The organism is Kiritimatiellales bacterium (assembly GCA_041656295.1).
Classification (GTDB): Bacteria; Verrucomicrobiota; Kiritimatiellia; order Kiritimatiellales; family Tichowtungiaceae; genus Tichowtungia.
Genome location: JBBADV010000004.1, coordinates 180,529 through 199,177 on the forward strand (window position 1 = coordinate 180,529; position 18,649 = coordinate 199,177).

At 47.7% G+C, this 18,649-nt stretch carries 12 protein-coding genes; 3 read left to right on the plus strand and 9 right to left on the minus strand.

Features of this window, described 5'->3' with window-relative positions:
- The first annotated feature begins 646 nt into the window (after positions 1–646).
- Complete coding sequence (gene guaA, locus WC959_04110; GenBank protein MFA5688316.1) at positions 647–2,191, plus strand: glutamine-hydrolyzing GMP synthase; 1,545 nt, start codon at positions 647–649, stop codon at positions 2,189–2,191.
- Between the two features lie 103 nt (positions 2,192–2,294).
- Here the strand turns inward: guaA and WC959_04115 are convergent, their stop codons facing one another.
- The 8 genes from WC959_04115 to WC959_04150 form a co-directional block, all read right to left on the minus strand.
- The gene (locus WC959_04115; protein ID MFA5688317.1) at positions 2,295–3,452 is read right to left on the minus strand and encodes a GIY-YIG nuclease family protein; all 1,158 of its coding nucleotides are present in this window, start codon (positions 3,450–3,452) and stop codon (positions 2,295–2,297) included.
- Positions 3,453–3,455: 3 nt separating this feature from the next.
- Entirely contained in the window at positions 3,456–5,375 is a 1,920-nt protein-coding gene (locus WC959_04120; protein MFA5688318.1) for a DEAD/DEAH box helicase, read from the minus strand.
- Between the two features lies 1 nt (position 5,376).
- Positions 5,377–6,417, minus strand: coding sequence for a virulence RhuM family protein (locus WC959_04125; protein MFA5688319.1), 1,041 nt, complete (start codon positions 6,415–6,417; stop codon positions 5,377–5,379).
- Positions 6,418–7,998 (minus strand): RNA-binding domain-containing protein, encoded by a 1,581-nt coding sequence (locus tag WC959_04130; GenBank protein MFA5688320.1) that lies wholly within the window; start codon positions 7,996–7,998, stop codon positions 6,418–6,420.
- A 31-nt stretch (positions 7,999–8,029) separates the two neighbouring features.
- Positions 8,030–9,529 carry a DUF2130 domain-containing protein gene (locus WC959_04135; protein MFA5688321.1) on the minus strand — a complete coding sequence of 500 codons (1,500 nt, stop codon included), beginning with the start codon at positions 9,527–9,529 and terminating at the stop codon, positions 8,030–8,032.
- Between the two features lie 320 nt (positions 9,530–9,849).
- A complete protein-coding gene (locus WC959_04140; GenBank protein ID MFA5688322.1) occupies positions 9,850–11,661 on the minus strand; it encodes an ATP-binding protein in 1,812 nt (603 codons plus the stop codon).
- The gene (locus WC959_04145) at positions 11,639–12,889 is read right to left on the minus strand and encodes an SIR2 family protein (protein MFA5688323.1); all 1,251 of its coding nucleotides are present in this window, start codon (positions 12,887–12,889) and stop codon (positions 11,639–11,641) included. Before WC959_04145 ends, WC959_04140 begins: the two co-directional genes overlap by 23 nt.
- Entirely contained in the window at positions 12,886–15,711 is a 2,826-nt protein-coding gene (locus WC959_04150) for a DNA methyltransferase (protein ID MFA5688324.1), read from the minus strand. Before WC959_04150 ends, WC959_04145 begins: the two co-directional genes overlap by 4 nt.
- A gap of 239 nt (positions 15,712–15,950) precedes the next feature.
- Between WC959_04150 and WC959_04155 the strand changes: the two genes are divergently transcribed.
- Both WC959_04155 and rsgA read left to right on the plus strand, forming a co-directional pair.
- A complete protein-coding gene (locus tag WC959_04155) occupies positions 15,951–16,841 on the plus strand; it encodes a carbon-nitrogen hydrolase (GenBank protein ID MFA5688325.1) in 891 nt (296 codons plus the stop codon).
- 125 nt (positions 16,842–16,966) lie between these two features.
- Positions 16,967–17,980 (plus strand): ribosome small subunit-dependent GTPase A, encoded by a 1,014-nt coding sequence (gene rsgA, locus WC959_04160; GenBank protein ID MFA5688326.1) that lies wholly within the window; start codon positions 16,967–16,969, stop codon positions 17,978–17,980.
- A gap of 89 nt (positions 17,981–18,069) precedes the next feature.
- Here rsgA and WC959_04165 read toward each other — a convergent pair whose 3' ends face one another.
- Positions 18,070–18,633, minus strand: a complete 564-nt coding sequence (locus WC959_04165) for a LemA family protein (protein ID MFA5688327.1) — start codon at positions 18,631–18,633, stop codon at positions 18,070–18,072.
- Between the last annotated feature and the right edge of the window lie 16 nt (positions 18,634–18,649).

Below are 18,649 nucleotides of genomic sequence, written 5' to 3' on the forward strand. Positions count from 1 at the left end.
GAATCTGCAGTTAACATTCCAGCGCGCAGGGAACCTGCGCGCCCGGCCGGTGTTTTCATTTTGTAAAAATAAGGTAGGGCGCGCAGTCCCTTGCGCGCCGGTAATAGTCCAAAATTCGCTGCAGCCAGGGGACTGTCCGCCCTGCCATTAACTTCCGGCACATCAAAACTGAGATTTTAAGATGGTTCTCCTCCGGCAACTTTGCGGCTTTGCGCGGGAAATTCAGCACGACCGGGAATATTTTTTGACAGGATGACAGGATTTTTAATCTGGAGAGTTTGGCCACAAAAAACACAAGAAGGCACTAAAATGGTTTTAACAGAGGGACGCGAAAGAATGCGAAGAGGTTTTGATGACCGGATTTGTGGAAAGACAGCGGCCTCGCTGTACGCGGTCGTCGAGACCAGCGCCCCTCTATTTTCTTTTTTAATTTTTTTGTAAAAACAGGTGGGGCAGACATTCCTGTCTGCCCGTATTTTTGCGCAGACAGGAATGTCCGCGCCACATTTTGCACTTCAATGAAGCGTTCGTTTTATCTCTGCGTCAAAAAAATTCTGTCCAGCGCCGGAAAAAGTTTGCTGGTGCGCAGACGGTTTGCGAATATTGCAGGAATTTAAATGTTTGATGTTAACGCGCAGAGGAAGTCATGAAGCACAGTGAATGGATTGCAGTTCTGGATTACGGCTCACAGGTGACGCAGCTGATTGCGCGGCGCATCCGCGAACAGAAAGTGTATTGCGAAATTCTCCGGTTCGATACTCCGGCGGCGGAAATTGCGAAACGCGCGCCGCAAGGCATTATTCTTTCCGGCGGTCCGGCGAGCGTACCGGATGCGAATTCCCCGAAGTGCGATCCGGCGCTATTTGATCTTGGGGTTCCGGTGCTCGGCATTTGCTACGGCATGCAGCTGACGGCGCACACTCTCGGCGGCACAGTGAAGCCGGGACTGAAACGCGAATACGGCAAAGCCATGATGGATGTCGTAAAAGATTCGCCGCTGTTCGATGGACTCGACAGGCAGCTACAGGTGTGGATGAGCCATGGCGATAAAGTTGAAACGCTGCCGGACGGTTTTGAAACCGTGGCAAAAAGTGACAGCTGTCCGCTGGCCGCCATGCAGGATCCGGCGAAAAAAATCTACGGCGTTCAGTTTCACCCCGAAGTGGTGCACACCCCGCAGGGTGCAAAAATGCTCAGCAATTTTGCACTGAAAATCTGCGGTTGCGCCGGTGACTGGGAAATGAGTAAATTTATTGAAGAGAGCGTGAATGCCATCCGCGAAAAAGTCGGCGGCGAACACGTACTGCTCGGACTTTCCGGCGGCGTCGACTCTTCGGTCGTTGCGGCGCTGCTGCACAAAGCCATCGGCAAACAGCTCCACTGCGTATTCGTCGACACCGGACTGATGCGCTACAAAGAGGCCGAAGAGGTTGAAAAGCTTTTCGGCGATGCGTTCGGCATCGACCTCCACACCGCGCATGCTGAAGATATTTTCCTCGCCAAACTCGCCGGCGTTACCGACCCGGAACAGAAGCGTAAAATTATCGGCAAAACATTTATCGATATCTTCGCCGAAAAAGCGCGCGCAGTCGGCAAAGTTAAATATCTCGCGCAGGGAACCGTATATCCGGACGTCATTGAAAGTATTTCGCCGGCTGGCGGACCGTCCGTCGCCATCAAGAGTCATCATAACGTCGGCGGGCTGCCGGACGATCTGCAGTTTGATCTGATCGAACCGCTGCGCGAACTCTTCAAAGACGAAGTGCGCGCCGTCGGACGCGAACTCGGACTGCCCGATTATGTTGTCGACCGCCAGCCCTTCCCCGGCCCCGGACTCGCGGTGCGCATTCTCAGCGACATCACCAAAGAACGCGTTGAGCTCATCCAGCTTGCCGATTTGCGCGTTCGCGAAGAAATTCTGAAAATGCCGAATCATCTCGACGTTTGGCAATACTTCGCCATCCTGCTCCCGATTCAAACCGTCGGTGTTATGGGCGACAGCCGCACCTACGAACACGTCGTCGCCGTGCGCGCCGTGCAGAGTATCGACGGCATGACCGCCGACTGGTACAAACTTCCGTATGATGTGATGGATCGTATTTCCAACCGCATCATCAACGAAGTCAAAGGCGTCAACCGCGTCGTTTACGACATTTCATCCAAGCCGCCGGCCACGATTGAGTGGGAATAAACGGTAAACTATCGCCTGACATATCACCCCGGCCAGTCGTTTCATAATCGTCCTGCCGGTTTACACGATCATGTTTTTAAGGTGAACTTTCAGAATCGACGCGTTATTTCCGGCGAATCAGCTTTGTTTCTTCGTCATAAGTGAAATCAATGATTTTGCCTGAAATAATCAACTCAATCGCTTCTTCGATAACCGGCAGCGGAACAGAAAACCATTCACGCGGCGTATAACGGATTCCGACAGCATCAAACACATCTGCGTTCAGGCATACTTTTCCGAAAAACCGGTGCAGCAGCAGTTCCAGCTTCTGCGGATTTAAATTATAGCATTCGAATGTTTCCACAATATGAACCGGCGCCATTAAAAATGTCGGATCATCTTTCGCATTCTTAACACGCTCATCCACCGGAACGGTGCTGAATCCGATTTTATACAGATGTTCTATCGAAGTTATTTGCGGATCCGCACTCAAAGAGCGCAGAATATAGATAAATCCTGTCTGTCCATCTTCCTCGGTTATATTGTTTAAATCGTCCATTAACCGGTCTTGATGCTCAGTAACCCGCCGTCCGTTTTTGTACAGAGCGCGGGCCAGTGACCGGAGGAGCAGATCGGATTCTGTTCCATTTTCGAAGATACAGCGCAGGCGCGCATTTACCTTTCCGCCGGTTTTTTCTTTTTCACCGACATCCGCAACAAAAGTGAGAATTCCGCTCAGAACAAAAAAATGCCCTTTCTGAATCTGCCGCTCAATCGAAAATGGGAGCAGCGTGCGTCTCCCTGTTTTCAGTTCCGCCTGACACTGTTTAAAGAGCGGCTCAAACCGGCTGAAGTCCCGGCACGGTTTTCGTTGCGCAATATAATCCGGCATCGCAATGTCCTGTGGAATATGGCGCAAAGAAAAAATACTGTCTGCCGGATTTTCATTCAGCAAATTTAAATCATCGTCATCAAAAATCTCCGTGATGTTTTCCGGCAGTTTTTCAGATGTCAGCAATCCGAATTCATCCAGATCAATCAGTGCTTTAATTTTTTCAGAATCATTTTTTAATGACTGCAGCCGCGCCGCCAGACGGTATTCCTGCACATTGGAAATATCATTTTTCGGCGCTCTGCCATGCTGCCGCCGGAATTCTGTAATTTCATAAAAAGATTCTGTCAGCCGCTCATCTTCGGACAACCTGTTTGACGATTCCGGCTTAATGTCCAGTAAGCCGAGATCATCATCTTCAATCAGCGCGCGCAGTTTCCCGGCATCCATTCTCTAGACTCCCTGTTTCCGGCGCTGGTGCCGGATAAACGCCAGAACTTCCGCCATACGCTTTTCCAGCGGATCAATCGCCGTCAAAGACGGTTCGCGTCCGGCAGTTTGAACAAACTGTTTAATTTTCGGCCACATTAAAACCGCTTCATCCTCTGTCACCTGACTGCGGGTCGACTCGATGCACTCCATGATTACTTTTAAAACTGACGGATTGACCGATTTTGACAGAATCTCAAATGCTTTCTGGAACGGATTGATGCGATCGATCAGATCAATATGGAGGTCATCAATATTCACAAACTGATTCGCCATGCGAATAAAGCGCCTGTCGCCGGACTGCTCCACCGTCGCATTTTTCATGACGGAATCGACCACCACATACTGCCGGACTTCTTCACATTCCGCATCCGTCAGGTCGGGATATTTTGTGCGGATAATTTTTGGAATCAGAATTTTATTCATCACTTCGGGATCAATATTTCCCGGCAGCGCTTTCTGCATTGTACTGTCCTGCAGAATCACCGCCTTTAAATCATTCAAATCCGATTCGATAATATCCTTCACCCGTTTTGAACTCGGCTCCTTAAATCCGCGGATTCTTAATTCATCCGGAGCAGTAATATCATCATTGGACTGCTTTGTTCTGAATTTAAAACCCGGCGCCAGCACCTGTTCCATCAGCAGCGAACAGGTAATCGCTTTCAGCATATTATTCACCGAAACCGTCACCAGCTCATCGGCGGCATCCGGCTGGGCAATCAGATTCGTAAACTGTGCATGGGTTTTATTTTCACTGTCGCGCGTACAGCGCCCGATAATCTGCACCACTTCAGTTAACGAGCCGCGATACCCGACCGTCAGCGCATGTTCACAGAATACCCAGTCGAACCCTTCTTTTGCCATTCCCAGCGCAATAATCAAATCCACATCTTCAGGACGCTTAATATTCCGCAGATACGAAATCACCTTATCGCGCTCTCGCGGCTCATCCCAAACCAGATCGGCAACTTTCAGCAGTCTCCCGTCACCGCGCCGCTGAACTGTAATAATGCCGGTGCCGGAATCGACCTCGACAACGTCACCGATAGAATCAAGAATAAAATCTACTTCCGCATGCTTCTGTTTGGTCGACTCGCCGGAATTTACATTTGGAATATGCAGGATCGTTTTTTTATCTGTGTCAAGAATCTCTGGAATCGCCGACGTATATTTTCCCTGATAAAAATGATACCCGATGCCCAGCGACTTTAAATGCCGGTATCCGTTCAGCTGCTCGTAATAATTATACACTACATGCGTAAACTTCGCTTCATCCTCCGGCAGCAGCACCGGAACACTGTCCCCGCGAAAATATGAACCGGTCATCGCAATCACATGCGCCGACGAATTACGCAGGACATCCCGAATCACTTCACCCAGCTGATTTGCCGTATCAGCCGACACATGGTGAAACTCATCAATCGCCAGCAGCACATTATTGAATGCCGCCGTTTCCAAAGACTGAAACGCAAACCGCAGCGTCGCGTGCGTACAAACCAGAATCCGGTCATCGCTCTGCAAAAAATCCTGAAACTGTTTCACCTTTCCCTGTTCGCCCCCCGGAGAACACAAATCACGTTTCGGCTCCACATCCCAGTCGGCAAAAAAACCGTGCTCCGTCAGCTTCGTCGACGCGAACGACGCCCCGATCGAACGCTCCGGCACTGCAACAACTGTTTTAGACACACCCTGATGCAGCATCTTATCCAGCGCCAGAAACATCAACGCGCGCGACTTGCCGGATGCCGGCGGCGCTTTCACCAGCAGATACTGCGCATCACGCGCGGCAAACGCCCGCGCCTGCATTTCCCGCATCCCCAGCGCATCCGTATTCGTACTGCGCCCCGTCTGCCCATAATGCACTTTCACCAAATCCGGCATTTTATTTTCCCTGTTCAGGATGCGTCAACGCATTCAAATCCTGTTCCAGTTCCCGAAGATTCTCGTCATGCTGAAACAGCCGCAACTGCTCCTTATATTTCCCGTATTCCACTGCTGATTTATCCATAGCCGCTTCATGGCTGATTTTTCCGGCATGAGTCAACAGTTCCCGTCCATTCAGCTGAATAATCACATTCAGTCGCTCAATCCAGTCCTGCATATACATCGGCGTCTGCTGCTGCGCCATGGCTTCTGCAAAAGCCAGATACTGTTCAACCAGCAGTCCGAGCAGTTTTATCTCGCTTTCATTCAGATAATTCTTCGCCACGCTCACATCACTTTTACGAACAGACACCGGAGTTTTTTTATCAAACGACTGCATGCCCATTAACGGCAGTGCTGCATCCGCCCGCCGGAATATCAGTTCCGCCGCAGTCTGCTCGCTGATCGCCCACAGCAGTTTATTCTGCACCGTCTTAAAAAACAAAAGCGTCTTTTCATCCCGCGGATCATAATCAATGCTCGTTGTGTAGATGTCCTTGATTTTCTGATAAAAAAACCGCTCTGAAAGACGGATTTCGCGAATGCGTTCCTGCAATTCCGTGAAATAATTCATCGACTGCCCGGTTTTGAACCGCTCGTCATTCAGAACAAACCCTTTCACGATGTACTCTTTCAGCCGCTGCGTCGCCCATATCCGGAACTGCGTTCCCTGCTGTGATTTCACCCGGTAACCCACCGAGATAATCACGTCTAAATTATAAAAATTAACATCCTTACTCTGTGTTTTGCCTTCTATTGCGCCGTGACGAGTGGTCATCCGGAAATTCCGGACAACCACTTTTTCATTCAGTTCCCCTTCAGTAAAAATATTGCGGATATGTTCGGAAATGGTCTTTTTACTCTTTCCAAAAAGCTGCGCCATGTGATCCTGCGTCAGCCAGACCGTTTCATCCTCCAGCCGCACATCCAGCCGGACATCTCCACCCGGATTCCGGTAAATCAAAATTTCAGATTTATTGTTCTCTTTAAATTCCGGCATTTATAAATTCTCCAGCAAATTCCGTCCCTTTTCCGTCAGCCGGTATTTCTGCAAGCGACTGGTCGGTTTGTCGGGGATTGTCAATTCGATAAGACTACTATCAATTGCAGGGCGCAAATAATTTTCCCGAAAAGTAGCCCGATGACTTAATCCAAGCTTGATCCTCAATTCTTTTGGAGACAAATCGCCTTTTTGCAGAACAGAGAGGAGCCGGATTATTGAATTTTCTGACTGAGCCCTTGACTGGGTCGGTGACTGGGTCGGTGACTGGGTCGGTGGCCGACCATCCAATCCGGTTTCTGCAATATCCGCCAGCGGATGCACCGGAAGTTTTACCAGGTATGATGTGCGGTCGTCATCACTGTCAAATTCAGGAACCGGCGAACCGTTCGCCGCCATTTCCCGTAAAATTTTCGGAATGCCGGTGGAACGTCCTTCTGTCAAGTCCAGCTCTTTCAGAAATTCACCAATCCGCCGGTTTCTGTAACGACGGCTCACCGCACGCCCGGCACGCAAATCATCCATGCGAATCGACCGATCCGGGCCGGGGAAACTCAAAATCATCAACTCGCGCGGAGAAATCCGCACTTCCACCGGTTCGCGGATTTCATACGACCGATGATAAACCGCATTCACCAGTGCTTCCTCAACCGCTGCATACGGAAAATTCCAGACCCGTTCCGCTTCCGCCCGGTCAGAATGCTTAATCACCGTTTCTTTCAAATAATTGCGCTGAATATAATCCAGCGCTTCGCGTGTCATTTGTGCCAGCGGCCCGGAAAACGTCTTTTCGTCAAACCGGTCACCGCCTGCACCGTCCGGAAACCAGACCACATCAATCTGTGTCGCCGGAAAAAACCGGCGCGGATCATCATTAAAAAACAGTAGCCCGGCATTTTTCGGAAAAACCGATTCCACCGGACCGCCGACAATATTCATCTGCCGCCCGACAACTTCCGGCGGAAGCGACGCAACTTCATCTGCCAGCTCACTGCCAACATCCCGCAAAAACCTTTCAATCAACTTCGACGACAGATCATCCAGTGACGCCCGCTGATTATACCGGTCATCAAACGGCACCGTCGCCGCAAGTCCGATCAGCTCCTGCTCATCTGCACCTTTTGCGCGAACCGTACTCGACTGCTTGCGAATATAATACGCCCATTCACGGTTTTCTTTCGATAAACTGACGTTCGCTTTATACGGACGCGTTTCGCCGCCCGGCACCCAGATCACCAGAATCCACCGTCCGTCAATAGTATACGGCGCAGAAAGCGGATGATACATCGGCTGAATCGCCGAATACCCAAGATTCAAAAGTTCCTTTTGAATCGCATCAAGTTTATCTGCCGATATTCCGGCAGGCGGCAGAACCGGACGACCGTCTTCTTCCGCAACGCCAATGATAATGTAACCGCCGCCGAGATTATGAAAATCATTTGCAAACGAACAAATTGAGTGCAGCACAGCCTCCGGATTCCAGCCCCGTTTAAACTCCAGCCGCTCCCATTCCACCGCACCGCCGCCCAGCACATCATCCAGCGAAATCGGCAGGTTTAATCTGGTTTTTGGTTTTGTCATTTCAATGCTTTAAAAATTCAATAGACAGGTTTTAGCATTCAGCGTCTAAATCGTCATGTTCCAGCAATTGTTTTTCCGTGTTAAGTTCTAATGCCGGAATTTCAGGAATCTGACCACCTATGATTCCTTGCATATCGCCATAGAGACCAACGGTATTCTTGATAATACGTTCTATTTGTTTTTCACGTTCTTTCCATTGTTTTTCCATTGCCCGGCGGTCGCGATTAACCTGTTCCTGCATTCCTGTAAAGGCTTCTACAATACCCTCAATTTTTTGTTTGAATTCAGTGCCGGCAAGATATTGATACAGCATCTCCATCTTTTCATTTTTCCCGACCGACACCTGCCGTTCCCGCTCCAAAACAAGAAGTTGCTGCCGAAGAGCTGCGGCAAGTGGAATCGCCGATAGCGGATCAGACACCCAAACTCCGTCAACCTGTCCAAACCGGGCAATATTTTCCGGCAGAGAAACGGAAACGAGGATTGCAATCGCTGACCGCGTTTCAATCATATCATCCTTGAGCTTAGGTATCCACTGCCCGCTCCACGCTTTGGTATTCTTCATTTCCCACAATAAAATTCCACACTCCTGTCCGAATGGAGTTTTTACAGTTTGAATCAAATCCGCACCGCGAATTCCCTTTGGCACCGGAGAAATTTCATCGTGCGGAAAGAAAGATTTCAGCTGTTCTTCAAAATCGAGCTCCAAGACCTCGCCTTGAGTTTCCATAGAACCTTGTTCCGCTTTGCGTTTCATATCTTCAAGATTGCTACGCAAATCATTGATGATCTTGGCCTGCTCCAACTCTTTCAAGCGATGCTGTTCCGACGCTTTTGACTCCGCATCCTTACGAATGATTTCCCGCTGTTCATCCAACTTACGTTGAATCTCAAGCTCCGCATTTTCTTTGGCCTGTTCCAACTCACGCTGCTTTTTACGAAATTCGACTTCCTGCTGCTTAAATGTTTTTAGAGCCTCACTCTGTTCTGCCAGCGAATTTTCAAGTTCTTTTAATTGCTCATTGTATCTGCCCTCGGTTTTTTTTACAGCTTTAGACTCCGCCTCTGCCAGTTTTTGAGACAACTGCTTTTCGATCTCTTCATCCAGTTTACGCTGAATCTCAAGCTCCATATCTTCTTTAGCCTGCTCCAGCTCACGCTGTTTTTTACGCAAGTCCATTTCTTTCTGTTTAAAAGCTTTCAGGGATTCATTCTGCTCAGCCAAAGAAATCTCCAACTCTTTGACATGGGCGCTGTATTTATTTTCCAGTTTTTTTGCAAATTTCGCTTCAGCATCCGCCAGTTTTTCTGTCAGTTGTTTTTTGACCTCATCTTCAAGCTGAGAACGTTGCAGCTCCAAGGCATCCTTTTCCGACTTAAAAACGTCTAACCGCTTTTGTAACGCCGTTTCCCGCTCCAGCACTTCTTTCGAGAGTTCCGTCTTCAACTGCTCTCGTATCTGCCCCGCCAATACATCCGAAATCTCAAATTCATATCCACAATTCGGACATTTGATTTTTCCGTTTTCCATAATCTCGCCCCCGTGAACATTCAACTTACCCACCGACCGCTATCACCGTCACGCGTCCCTGAAAAAAGGAATCATTTTCGCACCTCTACGCGACACGCTCGCATGCATAAACATTCTTTAAGTTACGGTGAATATAACTTCCGATTGAAGGAGCATTTTCCAACCCCGCAAACTCTATCTTCGGAACATTCTTGTACACATATAAGCTATTATTTAGAAAGCGCACATATAGCTCCTGAGTGCTTTCATTGTAACCAATACTCTCTACATTCGAACTCGCTACTGGTTTCATTTCCGGACAGTTCATATTAGTCTCCTTATTAATTTAATTTTTGATTTCTCCACTTCGACACTAGCTCCTTGTATTCACCGTTTTGAGGGCGTTCCTTTTTCCACTGTTTGACGACATCGGGATCCTCACTCTTCGGAGCATGAGCAATTTTATGAAACTTTACACGAGATGGGATTTTTACAGCTTCTCCAGTTATTAATGCCTCTCCTATCCGGAGACTTGGAAGTAAATCAATAATGCTTTGCAACTCATCTTGTACCGCTGCCGATACGTGTCCCCGATCCTTGGAATTCGTCATCCTAAGCGCTATCAAGCTCCCACATTGGCTTAAAACTGTTTCATCCAATTCTGACGGGCGTTGAGTCACAAGCAAAAGACCGCACCCATACTTCCGGCCTTCCTTAGCAATCTTTTGAACGATACGTGAAGAAATTGAATCCTCGCCAGCTTTCAAATAACTGTGCGCCTCCTCAAGCACCGCTAACAATGGCTGTTGCTTTCCTCCAACAGGAAGGTTTTGCCCCCAAAACAAAGCATCATAGATAATTTTTAAAATAGTTCCTGACACAGATGTTTTTATTTCACTGGGCACTTCTGAGAGATCAAGGATAGTGACAGGATGATCGTGGGCAAACCACTCAACAAAAAGATCGTCCAGGTCTTTGCCGTCAGGAATGACCCCAGCCTCATTCGGAGACAGAGATTGAGGATTATATAAAAAGTTGTACTGCTGGTTAAGCAGCTTATTTCTCACTCCGTCAAGGAATTTCAATAACGATTGCGCCCGTGTATTTAAATATGGAGAAGTGTTCGTTGTTGAAGGAATTGGATATTTATTTGAGATTAAATTGCTCGCATCACCAGCAATTTCGACTGGCAACAAAGAACTAAAATCACCTCGCACTTGAAACGTTTGCCGCTCAAAGTCATCCAAGTCAAACCACAGCTTTTTCAGACTGAATGGAATTGGACTATCTTCGCTGATCCGCTCAGCAGTAATATCCAACTCCATATTTTGGGCAGATTGAATTTTTCGCTTAAGCACTGCGTCCCGAACATACTCCCGCTGAGAATCGCTCAAATGAGATTCAAAAGAAGAAATCAACTCATCAAAAGATAATGCCCAAAAAGGCACATAAAGTTCATCCGCCAGACCCTCTTCGGCGTTTATCTTAAAGACCTTGCTGTACGTTTTTAATGCCTCATTATATTCCCCATGTGGATCAATCAACAGTATACGCGAACTTCGGAACTCCACTTTCTGGGCAATTCGTTCGATAATTATTGATACCGCATTGGACTTTCCTGCCCCCGTAGAGCCTACAATAGCACAGTGTCTTGTCAGCAATTTTCCCAAATCGATTTTAGCATCCAAACTTTCTGATACGCTGATATTCCCTATGGATAATGCATCAGAATTCCCAACATCACCGTATATAACCTCCAAATCATCAATGGTAACAATATGAACAGAATCTCCAGATGTGGGAAATTGTGTAATTCCGCGCTCAAACTTCTTGCCAACTTGTTCCCCAACCAATAGCAATTTCATCCATCGATTATTATGAACAGGCATACCTCCATCTCGTTCCATTTCTCGAACATAGTCTGGAACAGCAGTTGCCCCCATTTCAGTAACAATGCCAAACAAATTGGCGTACCCTAGTTGAATTTTCAAAAATGATCCAACCTGTCCGACTCGGTAAACGATCCCGTCAATTACAGGCAAAGTTGATTGAATATTATCAGAAAGCTTAACACTAATAGTATTTCCGCTAACGCTTTCAACATCCCCAATCTTTGATTGCCGCCGGTTATCATTCATTTTTGTATTTTCCAATAGAGGTTTCCGGGATCATGTACTGCAAAAATTCCACTAACTTAGAAAAGTCAGGTAGCATCAACTCACCTTCTCCTGACCATGGCGTGATCCTTTCCGGCTGCTCCCCCATAGTATCAAGAACGGGAGCATCCTCATCATAATAATGATTAATATCTATTGTATCTTGCTTATCGGGCTCAGCCATCAGCTTCCATTTTCCGTAACGACAACCAATCACAGCGTTACGGCATGCATAGATCGAAACCCTATTGCTAGACTGTGCTAATTTAACAACATGATGGTTCCCAGAAAGAGAATAGGTGTGGGGTTTTGTCCCCGTTTTGTCATATAAGAAAGCTATGACATGAGATGAAGAGCTCTCTTTAAGAGCATTTAGTATCACATTGTTAATATGCTCATCACCAAAAGAATAACCACAGGTAAATAAAATAGTGTCATCCTGTCTGATGAAATTTTTTAACCGGTCCATTAAACTAGCATAAGGAAGCTTTCGGGATTCTTCGTACTTCAATACCGACGGATAAATCAGCGTATTTTCAGCATTGATGTTATTTCCTTCGTTTTTGCGAATTATCTTTTTACCTCTATCAATTTCTTTCCAACCAAGAGAGCCATGAATTTTCCATAACTTCGTCCACTGGGGAAGAAATTTCATATTTTCAACTGATGCTTCATCAAAAAAGGATTCATAGCTCCCAGAAAAACCATCATAAAAAGGCAGTGAGACTTCTTCCATAGCAAGTTCCAGTAAAACATCATTATTCGTCGTAAACACTTCGATTGGGTATTTTCTATTCGTTGAAGCAATCCACCGAGCAAATATAGTATGAGCTAAATTAGAAGCAGAAAAACAAGCATTAGTATGGATAGAAATCTCATTGATTATTCCTTGCTTAATCTTTGTTTCTAAATCAGTAAATTCCGAAATATTCAATCCATTTAGATTCCCGCGGCCAATTATCTGCTTCTTTTGAGATACATTGGATAACAATGATTCGACATTGTATTTATCGGCACCTATTTCGGATTTAATACTCTCCACGGCATCCTGAAATTTTGGTTCCCCAGACATACTATCAATGACTTTTTTCGTAAGACCATCTATTGCAGGAATTCCTGCTCCAATGGAAATACCCGCACCAAAAAGAAAACCAATCCTCTTTTTGTCATTAATTAGTATTTGCTGAAGTCCACGAATGTAATCTTTCGGATCAAATGCTTTCATATTAACATCCTTTCATTCGGTCGCGAAACCAACCTCTCCTTAGCCGTCATTTCCTCATACAATTTAAATAAATGTTCGAGGCGTTCTTCATCGGAAGCGAAAGGCTTGGATCGATAGATGCGGTCGACGGCGAAGTCGAGCTGATGATGTGCTTCGCGGAGTCCGGCGGGCATTTTATCCGGGTTATACAGCTGCGCCATCGTCTTTTCAGAATGTTTTTCCCGCTCATCTAAAACATTCATGACGTGTAGTGTAATTGTCTGTTTTTGCTCTTCAGTTAAGTCTGGGATTGGAAAAGTGTTGTAGCAAACCGCTGCTGAGTAACGGTAATCAGTCTTAAGCCGACCAGCCACCGCCTGCACCCATGTCATGTGAATACGGGACGATAAAATCCCAAATAAATATGTCTCCGCATTCGCAACGACATAAATTTGATTTGAAGCAATCATCTCTGGCTGACAGAAATCAATCGGAATATAGTGCCGACGCTCAGACGACACCGTAGGAAATGCCAAATATGGCGTTTTGGGCTGACGAATTTCGGCAAACAGATGTGGCGTTGATGCCAGCTTACGCGTTGCTTCACGGGCGCTATTTAATCGCCAATTTTCAACGTATTCAATTCGCGATTTGATGCTTGGAATCTCTAAAATCGACTCGTCAGCTTCCTCTAGCCACAGACAATACCGTTTGATTCCCTGTATCAGTTCGCGTGCTCCAATGAACGGACGGATGTATTCCCGAATCTGTTCATTGTTGCAGATTAATTCGTCTTTCTCTGCTTCCATTAGCGTGTATCTTCCGTCATCCAAAGCAAAACTGCCGTAATTGATCAGGTTGGATTTCGAAACAGGGGTTCGCCTGCTAGTGACATATAGATCGCCTGCATTTGCTAAATAGGCATTTATATTTTCCACCGCTTCTGCAATGCCTTTTTTGTAAAGGATCTTCTTTTTCGAGCAAATGTTGCGCACACCAACCACAACGCAAATAACCCCGGCGCTACCCTTTGCATTGTTTGTCCATTTAAAAGAATGATGGGCAAATCCGATTTCGAGGTCGGTTCTCAAAATATTTGGCCAAAGCAAAGCTACCTGTTCGCCCTGAGTCAGTGAATTTGTGGAGACAAAAGCAAACTGCGCATTCACTCCACGAATGTATTGAGCCGCCTTACAAAACCAACAAGCAATATAATCAAGGCTGTTGACGCCCTGCATCTTGCCGAAAACAGAGGCCATATCAACTTTCTGATCTTTAGACTGCTGACGCGCCCCCAAATACGGCGGATTACCTAAAATATAAATCTCATCATCTTTATTTTTCGAGCAGACGGTTTCCCAGTCGATGCGGCAGGCGTTGCCGCAAACAATGTGTGCGCCCTCTTTGAGCGGCAGTGAAGTGAGTGATTGTTTAAACCGTTTTTGATATTCCAGATTCATTTGGTGTTCCGCCAGCCAGAGCGACAGCATAGCGGTTTCGCAGGCAAAGTCGGAAATTTCAATGCCGTAAAACTGGTCAACGGTGATGCGCGAAACCGGAAAGGCGTTCAGTGCTTCAAACAGTTCCATTTCCAGTTTACGCAGTTCTTTATAGGCAATAATCAGAAAATTTCCGGAACCGCAGGCGGGATCAAAAATTTTTACGTTTGCCATCCGGTCGTGCAGTTTATGCAGAGCTTTTGCCCTCACGTTTTTCTGGTTCAGGTTTTTTGCCTGCTTCAGTTCTTCCCGGAAATCATTCAGAAAAAGCGGCTCTATCACTTTCATGATATTGGTGACGCTGGTGTAATGCTGTCCCAGGTTATGCCGCTCTTCCGGATCAATCACGGCCTGAAACATGGAGCCGAAAATATCGGGATTAATTTTCGACCAGTTCAGTTTGCCGGCATCAATCATCATGTTCCGCGATCTGGCAGAAAACTCCGGAATGTCATAATGATCCTTAAACAGTCCGCCGTTCACATACGGAAGATTCTGAAAATCAACCGCAAAAGAACATAGGGAACGCAAAAATTTCCCACCCGTGTTTCCCGTGGTTTTTTCATTCTTCGAAATTCGAGATTCGCTGTTCGATATTCGACATTTATCAGAGGTATCCAGCCAGTCGAACAACAGTTTAAAAAACAAATCCAGATCGGAACCGTCTACAGCCGTGTGCGAGGCAATCGCGTTTGAAACGGCATTCTCCGGAAAAATTCCGGTGTCTTCCGCAAACAGACAGAACAGCAGCCGCGCAAGAAAAACATTCATTGCATGCGCGTCATGGCGCAGATAATCCGGATTATCCTGTTTAATTGCATCAAACAGCTTTGCCATTCTTTCGGCGGCTTTTACGTCCGCCGGATTTTCATTCGGCAACTTTGTTTTTTCCATCCCGGCCAGCGGCAGGAAAAAATCGTAATGTACTTTTAGCTTTTTAAAGGGAATATCCAGCGTATCGCCGGTTTTCCGGTCAACCGCCAGCAACCGCTTAAAATCCGTCACCATCAAAAAACGCGGATCGTTCGTCTTCGCTTTTTTCGAGGATTTCATCTCCTCAATCATAGCCAGCAGTTCACTCGCATTGTTTTCGTGTGATTCGTGGCTGGCTTCTCTCTGCGTCTCTGTGTTCTCTGTGGTTAACTCTATCAACCGGAACCACACCTTTTTCTTCAGCAAAACATCGCCGGGCTCATCCGCCAGATTTGACTGTCCGGATTTTAAACGGGAAATCGTTGCTTTCGGTGTACCGTACGCCAGCAGAAATTTATAAATGAATTCATCCCGGTCCGGCGGGCTCTTCATCAATTGTGCGACGTTTTCTGCAATTTCTGAAATCTTCATAACAATTTATAATTTAACAGGATATCAAATCCGTTTCCAGTTTACGCTTATAATAATTTTTCGCACTCTGCGCAGGAAAAGAAGCCTAAAAAAATAACACCGTGAGTACCGGTTTAGCTCCGATTTTCTTTTTTGTAGGTTTTTACGCCGATCGTTTCTCTGAATACGCTTTAAGCGGCATATCACTTTTAAACGCTATAAAATTGCGAAATGATGCGATTTTTGCCCATAGTGACGGCATGAATAAAAAATTGACAGCCGGATTGATACAGCAGAGCTGCTCGGCGGATCGCGATGCAACGATTGAAAAGAGCGCGGCGGCGATCCGCCGGTGCGCAGATGCCGGTGCAGAACTGATTGTTCTGCAGGAGCTCCATACCGGTTTATATTTCTGTCAGACGGAAACACCGGAAGTTTTTGACCTGGCGGAAACCATTCCGGGACCGTCGACAGAATTTTTCGGCGCGCTGGCAAAAGAACTCGATGTTGTTATTGTCACCTCCCTTTTTGAAAAGCGCGCGCCGGGGCTTTACCACAACACTGCAGCGGTGCTGGAGCGCGACGGAACTATCGCCGGAACATACCGGAAAATGCATATCCCCGACGATCCGGGCTATTATGAAAAATTTTATTTTACGCCCGGCGATCTCGGCTTCACGCCGATCCAAACGTCGGTTGGAAAGCTCGGCGTACTCGTCTGCTGGGATCAGTGGTATCCTGAAGCGGCGCGCCTGATGGCGCTCGCCGGCGCCGATCTTTTAATTTATCCCACCGCCATCGGCTGGGATTCCGGCGACACGCCGGAAGAACAGGCGCGCCAGCGCGACGCATGGATTACAATTCAGCGCGCGCACGCCGTCGCCAACGGGATTCCGGTGCTGAGTGTAAACCGCACCGGATTTGAACCGTCACCTGCCGGAACTTCCGGCGCGCAGTTCTGGGGCTCGTCCTTCGCCGCCGGCTGTCAGGGTGAAATTCTGGCGCAGGCCGGCACGGACAGCGAAACGGAACTGATAGTTGAACTGGAGCTGACGCGCAGTGAAACTGTCCGGCGCATGTGGCCGTTTTTGCGCGACCGCCGGATTGACGCATACGCCGGACTGACTGAACGGTTTTTAGATTCACGTTGATCCCCGCAACAATGCATAAAACGATAAATACATCTTTCGATCACATCTGCGGCGCACGAGGGACTGCGCGCCCTGCCCCTGCGCGTTCCTTGCATTTTTTTACGGTTAAAAATTAAACTGTGAATATGACGGCGCTCGAACAATTCGGTTTTTCAACTTTTTTCCAAAATCAATCCGGCAATGACGGCTGGAAAATTGCGCGCGTTACAGCCATTCATAAAGGCTGGAGCGATATTTGCGACGGCGAAACCACGCGTCCGGCGAAGACGACCGGAAAACTGCGGCGCGAAGCTCGCGGCGCCGGTGACTATCTGACCGTCGGCGACTGGGTGCGCGTAAAGGATTTTGATCATCCGGATTTTGCGATGATCCATGCGGTACTTGAACGGCAGAATGTGCTGCAACGCAAAGTTCCCGGCAGACGTACAGCGTGGCAGCTGCTCGCCGCCAATATAGACACCGTATTTGTCGTTCACACACTCGACAAAGGATTTAATCTGCGAAAACTGGAGCGTTATCTTTCGATCATTTTTAACAGCGGCATTACGCCGGTGATTCTGTTAAGTAAAAAAGATCTGCTCACCGCCAAAGAGCTGAGTGCACGCATGGACGAAGTGAAAAAGCGGATTCCGTCGGTGCCGGTGTTTGCATTCAGCAACACCACCGGAGCGGGATTGAAAGAAGTTCAGTCGCTCTTCAAACCGCGTAAAACCTACTGCCTGCTCGGTGCGTCCGGCACCGGAAAAACATCGCTGATTAACAGCCTGCTCGGTGAAAAAGATTTATACTTCACGCTGCCGGTGCGCGAGCGCGACGGCAAAGGCGTGCACTCCACAACGTGGCGCGAGCTGATTACACTGGATAACGGCGCATTGGTCATCGATACGCCGGGCATGCGTGAACTCGGTCATCTCGACAGCGCCGCCGGAATTGATGACACGTTCGATGAAATCATTGCACTGGAATGCGAATGCAAATTCCGCGATTGCGCACACGTGAATACCAAAGGCTGCGCGGTGATGGCAGCGGTGGAGACCGGAAAAATTTCTCCGGCGCGTTATGGCAGTTTTATACGGATGAAACAAGAAGCCGACGCCGCCGAAAAGGCATCGCGCGAAAAACACTGGAAGAATAGATAAACGGGCACGACGGTTTTTAACCGGTCGCGCCTGCAACAGTGGAAGCGGCATCCTGCCGCCGGCCAGAGGCTGGAAGCCTCTTCTACTTTTTAAAACTGCACATTCGGAACAGCCGATGCTTCCGGTGCGGACTGGAACGGCGTGCGGCGTTCAAAGCCGAACATGCCGGCCCAGATCGATCCGGGGAAACGCCGGATGGCAGAATTGTAAACCTGCACCGATTCATTATACCGCCGGCGCTCAACTGCGATGCGGTTTTCTGTTCCGGCGAGTTCATCCTGCAGCGCCAGAAAGTTCTGATTGGCTTTCAACTGCGGATAATTTTCCGCGACGAGCATTAAGCGTCCAAGCGCGCCCTGCATCTGATTAGCGGCCTGCACTTTTTCGTCCGGCGTGCCGGCATCGGCCCACTGACTGCGCAGACGGGTGATTTCGGTAAGCAGTTTTTCTTCATGCGCCGCGTACCCTTTTACGGTGTTCACGAGGTTCGGAATGAGATCAAACCGGCGCTGCAGAACGGTTTCAACATTGGCCCACTGTGCCGTCACCCCCTCGTCCATTGAGACAAACCGGTTTTTCGATCCGATCATCGAGCCGAAAAACATCACAATCACCAGCGCAATAATTCCAATAACAATCCATTTTTTCTGCATTACAATTCTCCTTTCA

Excerpts from the sequence above, each read along its gene's own strand:
- guaA (MFA5688316.1), top strand. The coding sequence starts at position 647 with ATGAAGCACAGTGAATGGATTGCAGTTCTGGATTACGGCTCACAGGTG.
- WC959_04115 (MFA5688317.1), bottom strand. The coding sequence starts at position 3,452 with ATGGATGCCGGGAAACTGCGCGCGCTGATTGAAGATGATGATCTCGGC.
- WC959_04120 (MFA5688318.1), bottom strand. The coding sequence starts at position 5,375 with ATGCCGGATTTGGTGAAAGTGCATTATGGGCAGACGGGGCGCAGTACG.
- WC959_04125 (MFA5688319.1), bottom strand. The coding sequence starts at position 6,417 with ATGCCGGAATTTAAAGAGAACAATAAATCTGAAATTTTGATTTACCGG.
- WC959_04130 (MFA5688320.1), bottom strand. The coding sequence starts at position 7,998 with ATGACAAAACCAAAAACCAGATTAAACCTGCCGATTTCGCTGGATGAT.
- WC959_04135 (MFA5688321.1), bottom strand. The coding sequence starts at position 9,529 with ATGGAAAACGGAAAAATCAAATGTCCGAATTGTGGATATGAATTTGAG.
- WC959_04145 (MFA5688323.1), bottom strand. The coding sequence starts at position 12,889 with ATGAAAGCATTTGATCCGAAAGATTACATTCGTGGACTTCAGCAAATA.
- WC959_04150 (MFA5688324.1), bottom strand. The coding sequence starts at position 15,711 with ATGAAGATTTCAGAAATTGCAGAAAACGTCGCACAATTGATGAAGAGC.
- WC959_04155 (MFA5688325.1), top strand. The coding sequence starts at position 15,951 with ATGAATAAAAAATTGACAGCCGGATTGATACAGCAGAGCTGCTCGGCG.
- rsgA (MFA5688326.1), top strand. The coding sequence starts at position 16,967 with ATGACGGCGCTCGAACAATTCGGTTTTTCAACTTTTTTCCAAAATCAA.
- WC959_04165 (MFA5688327.1), bottom strand. The coding sequence starts at position 18,633 with ATGCAGAAAAAATGGATTGTTATTGGAATTATTGCGCTGGTGATTGTG.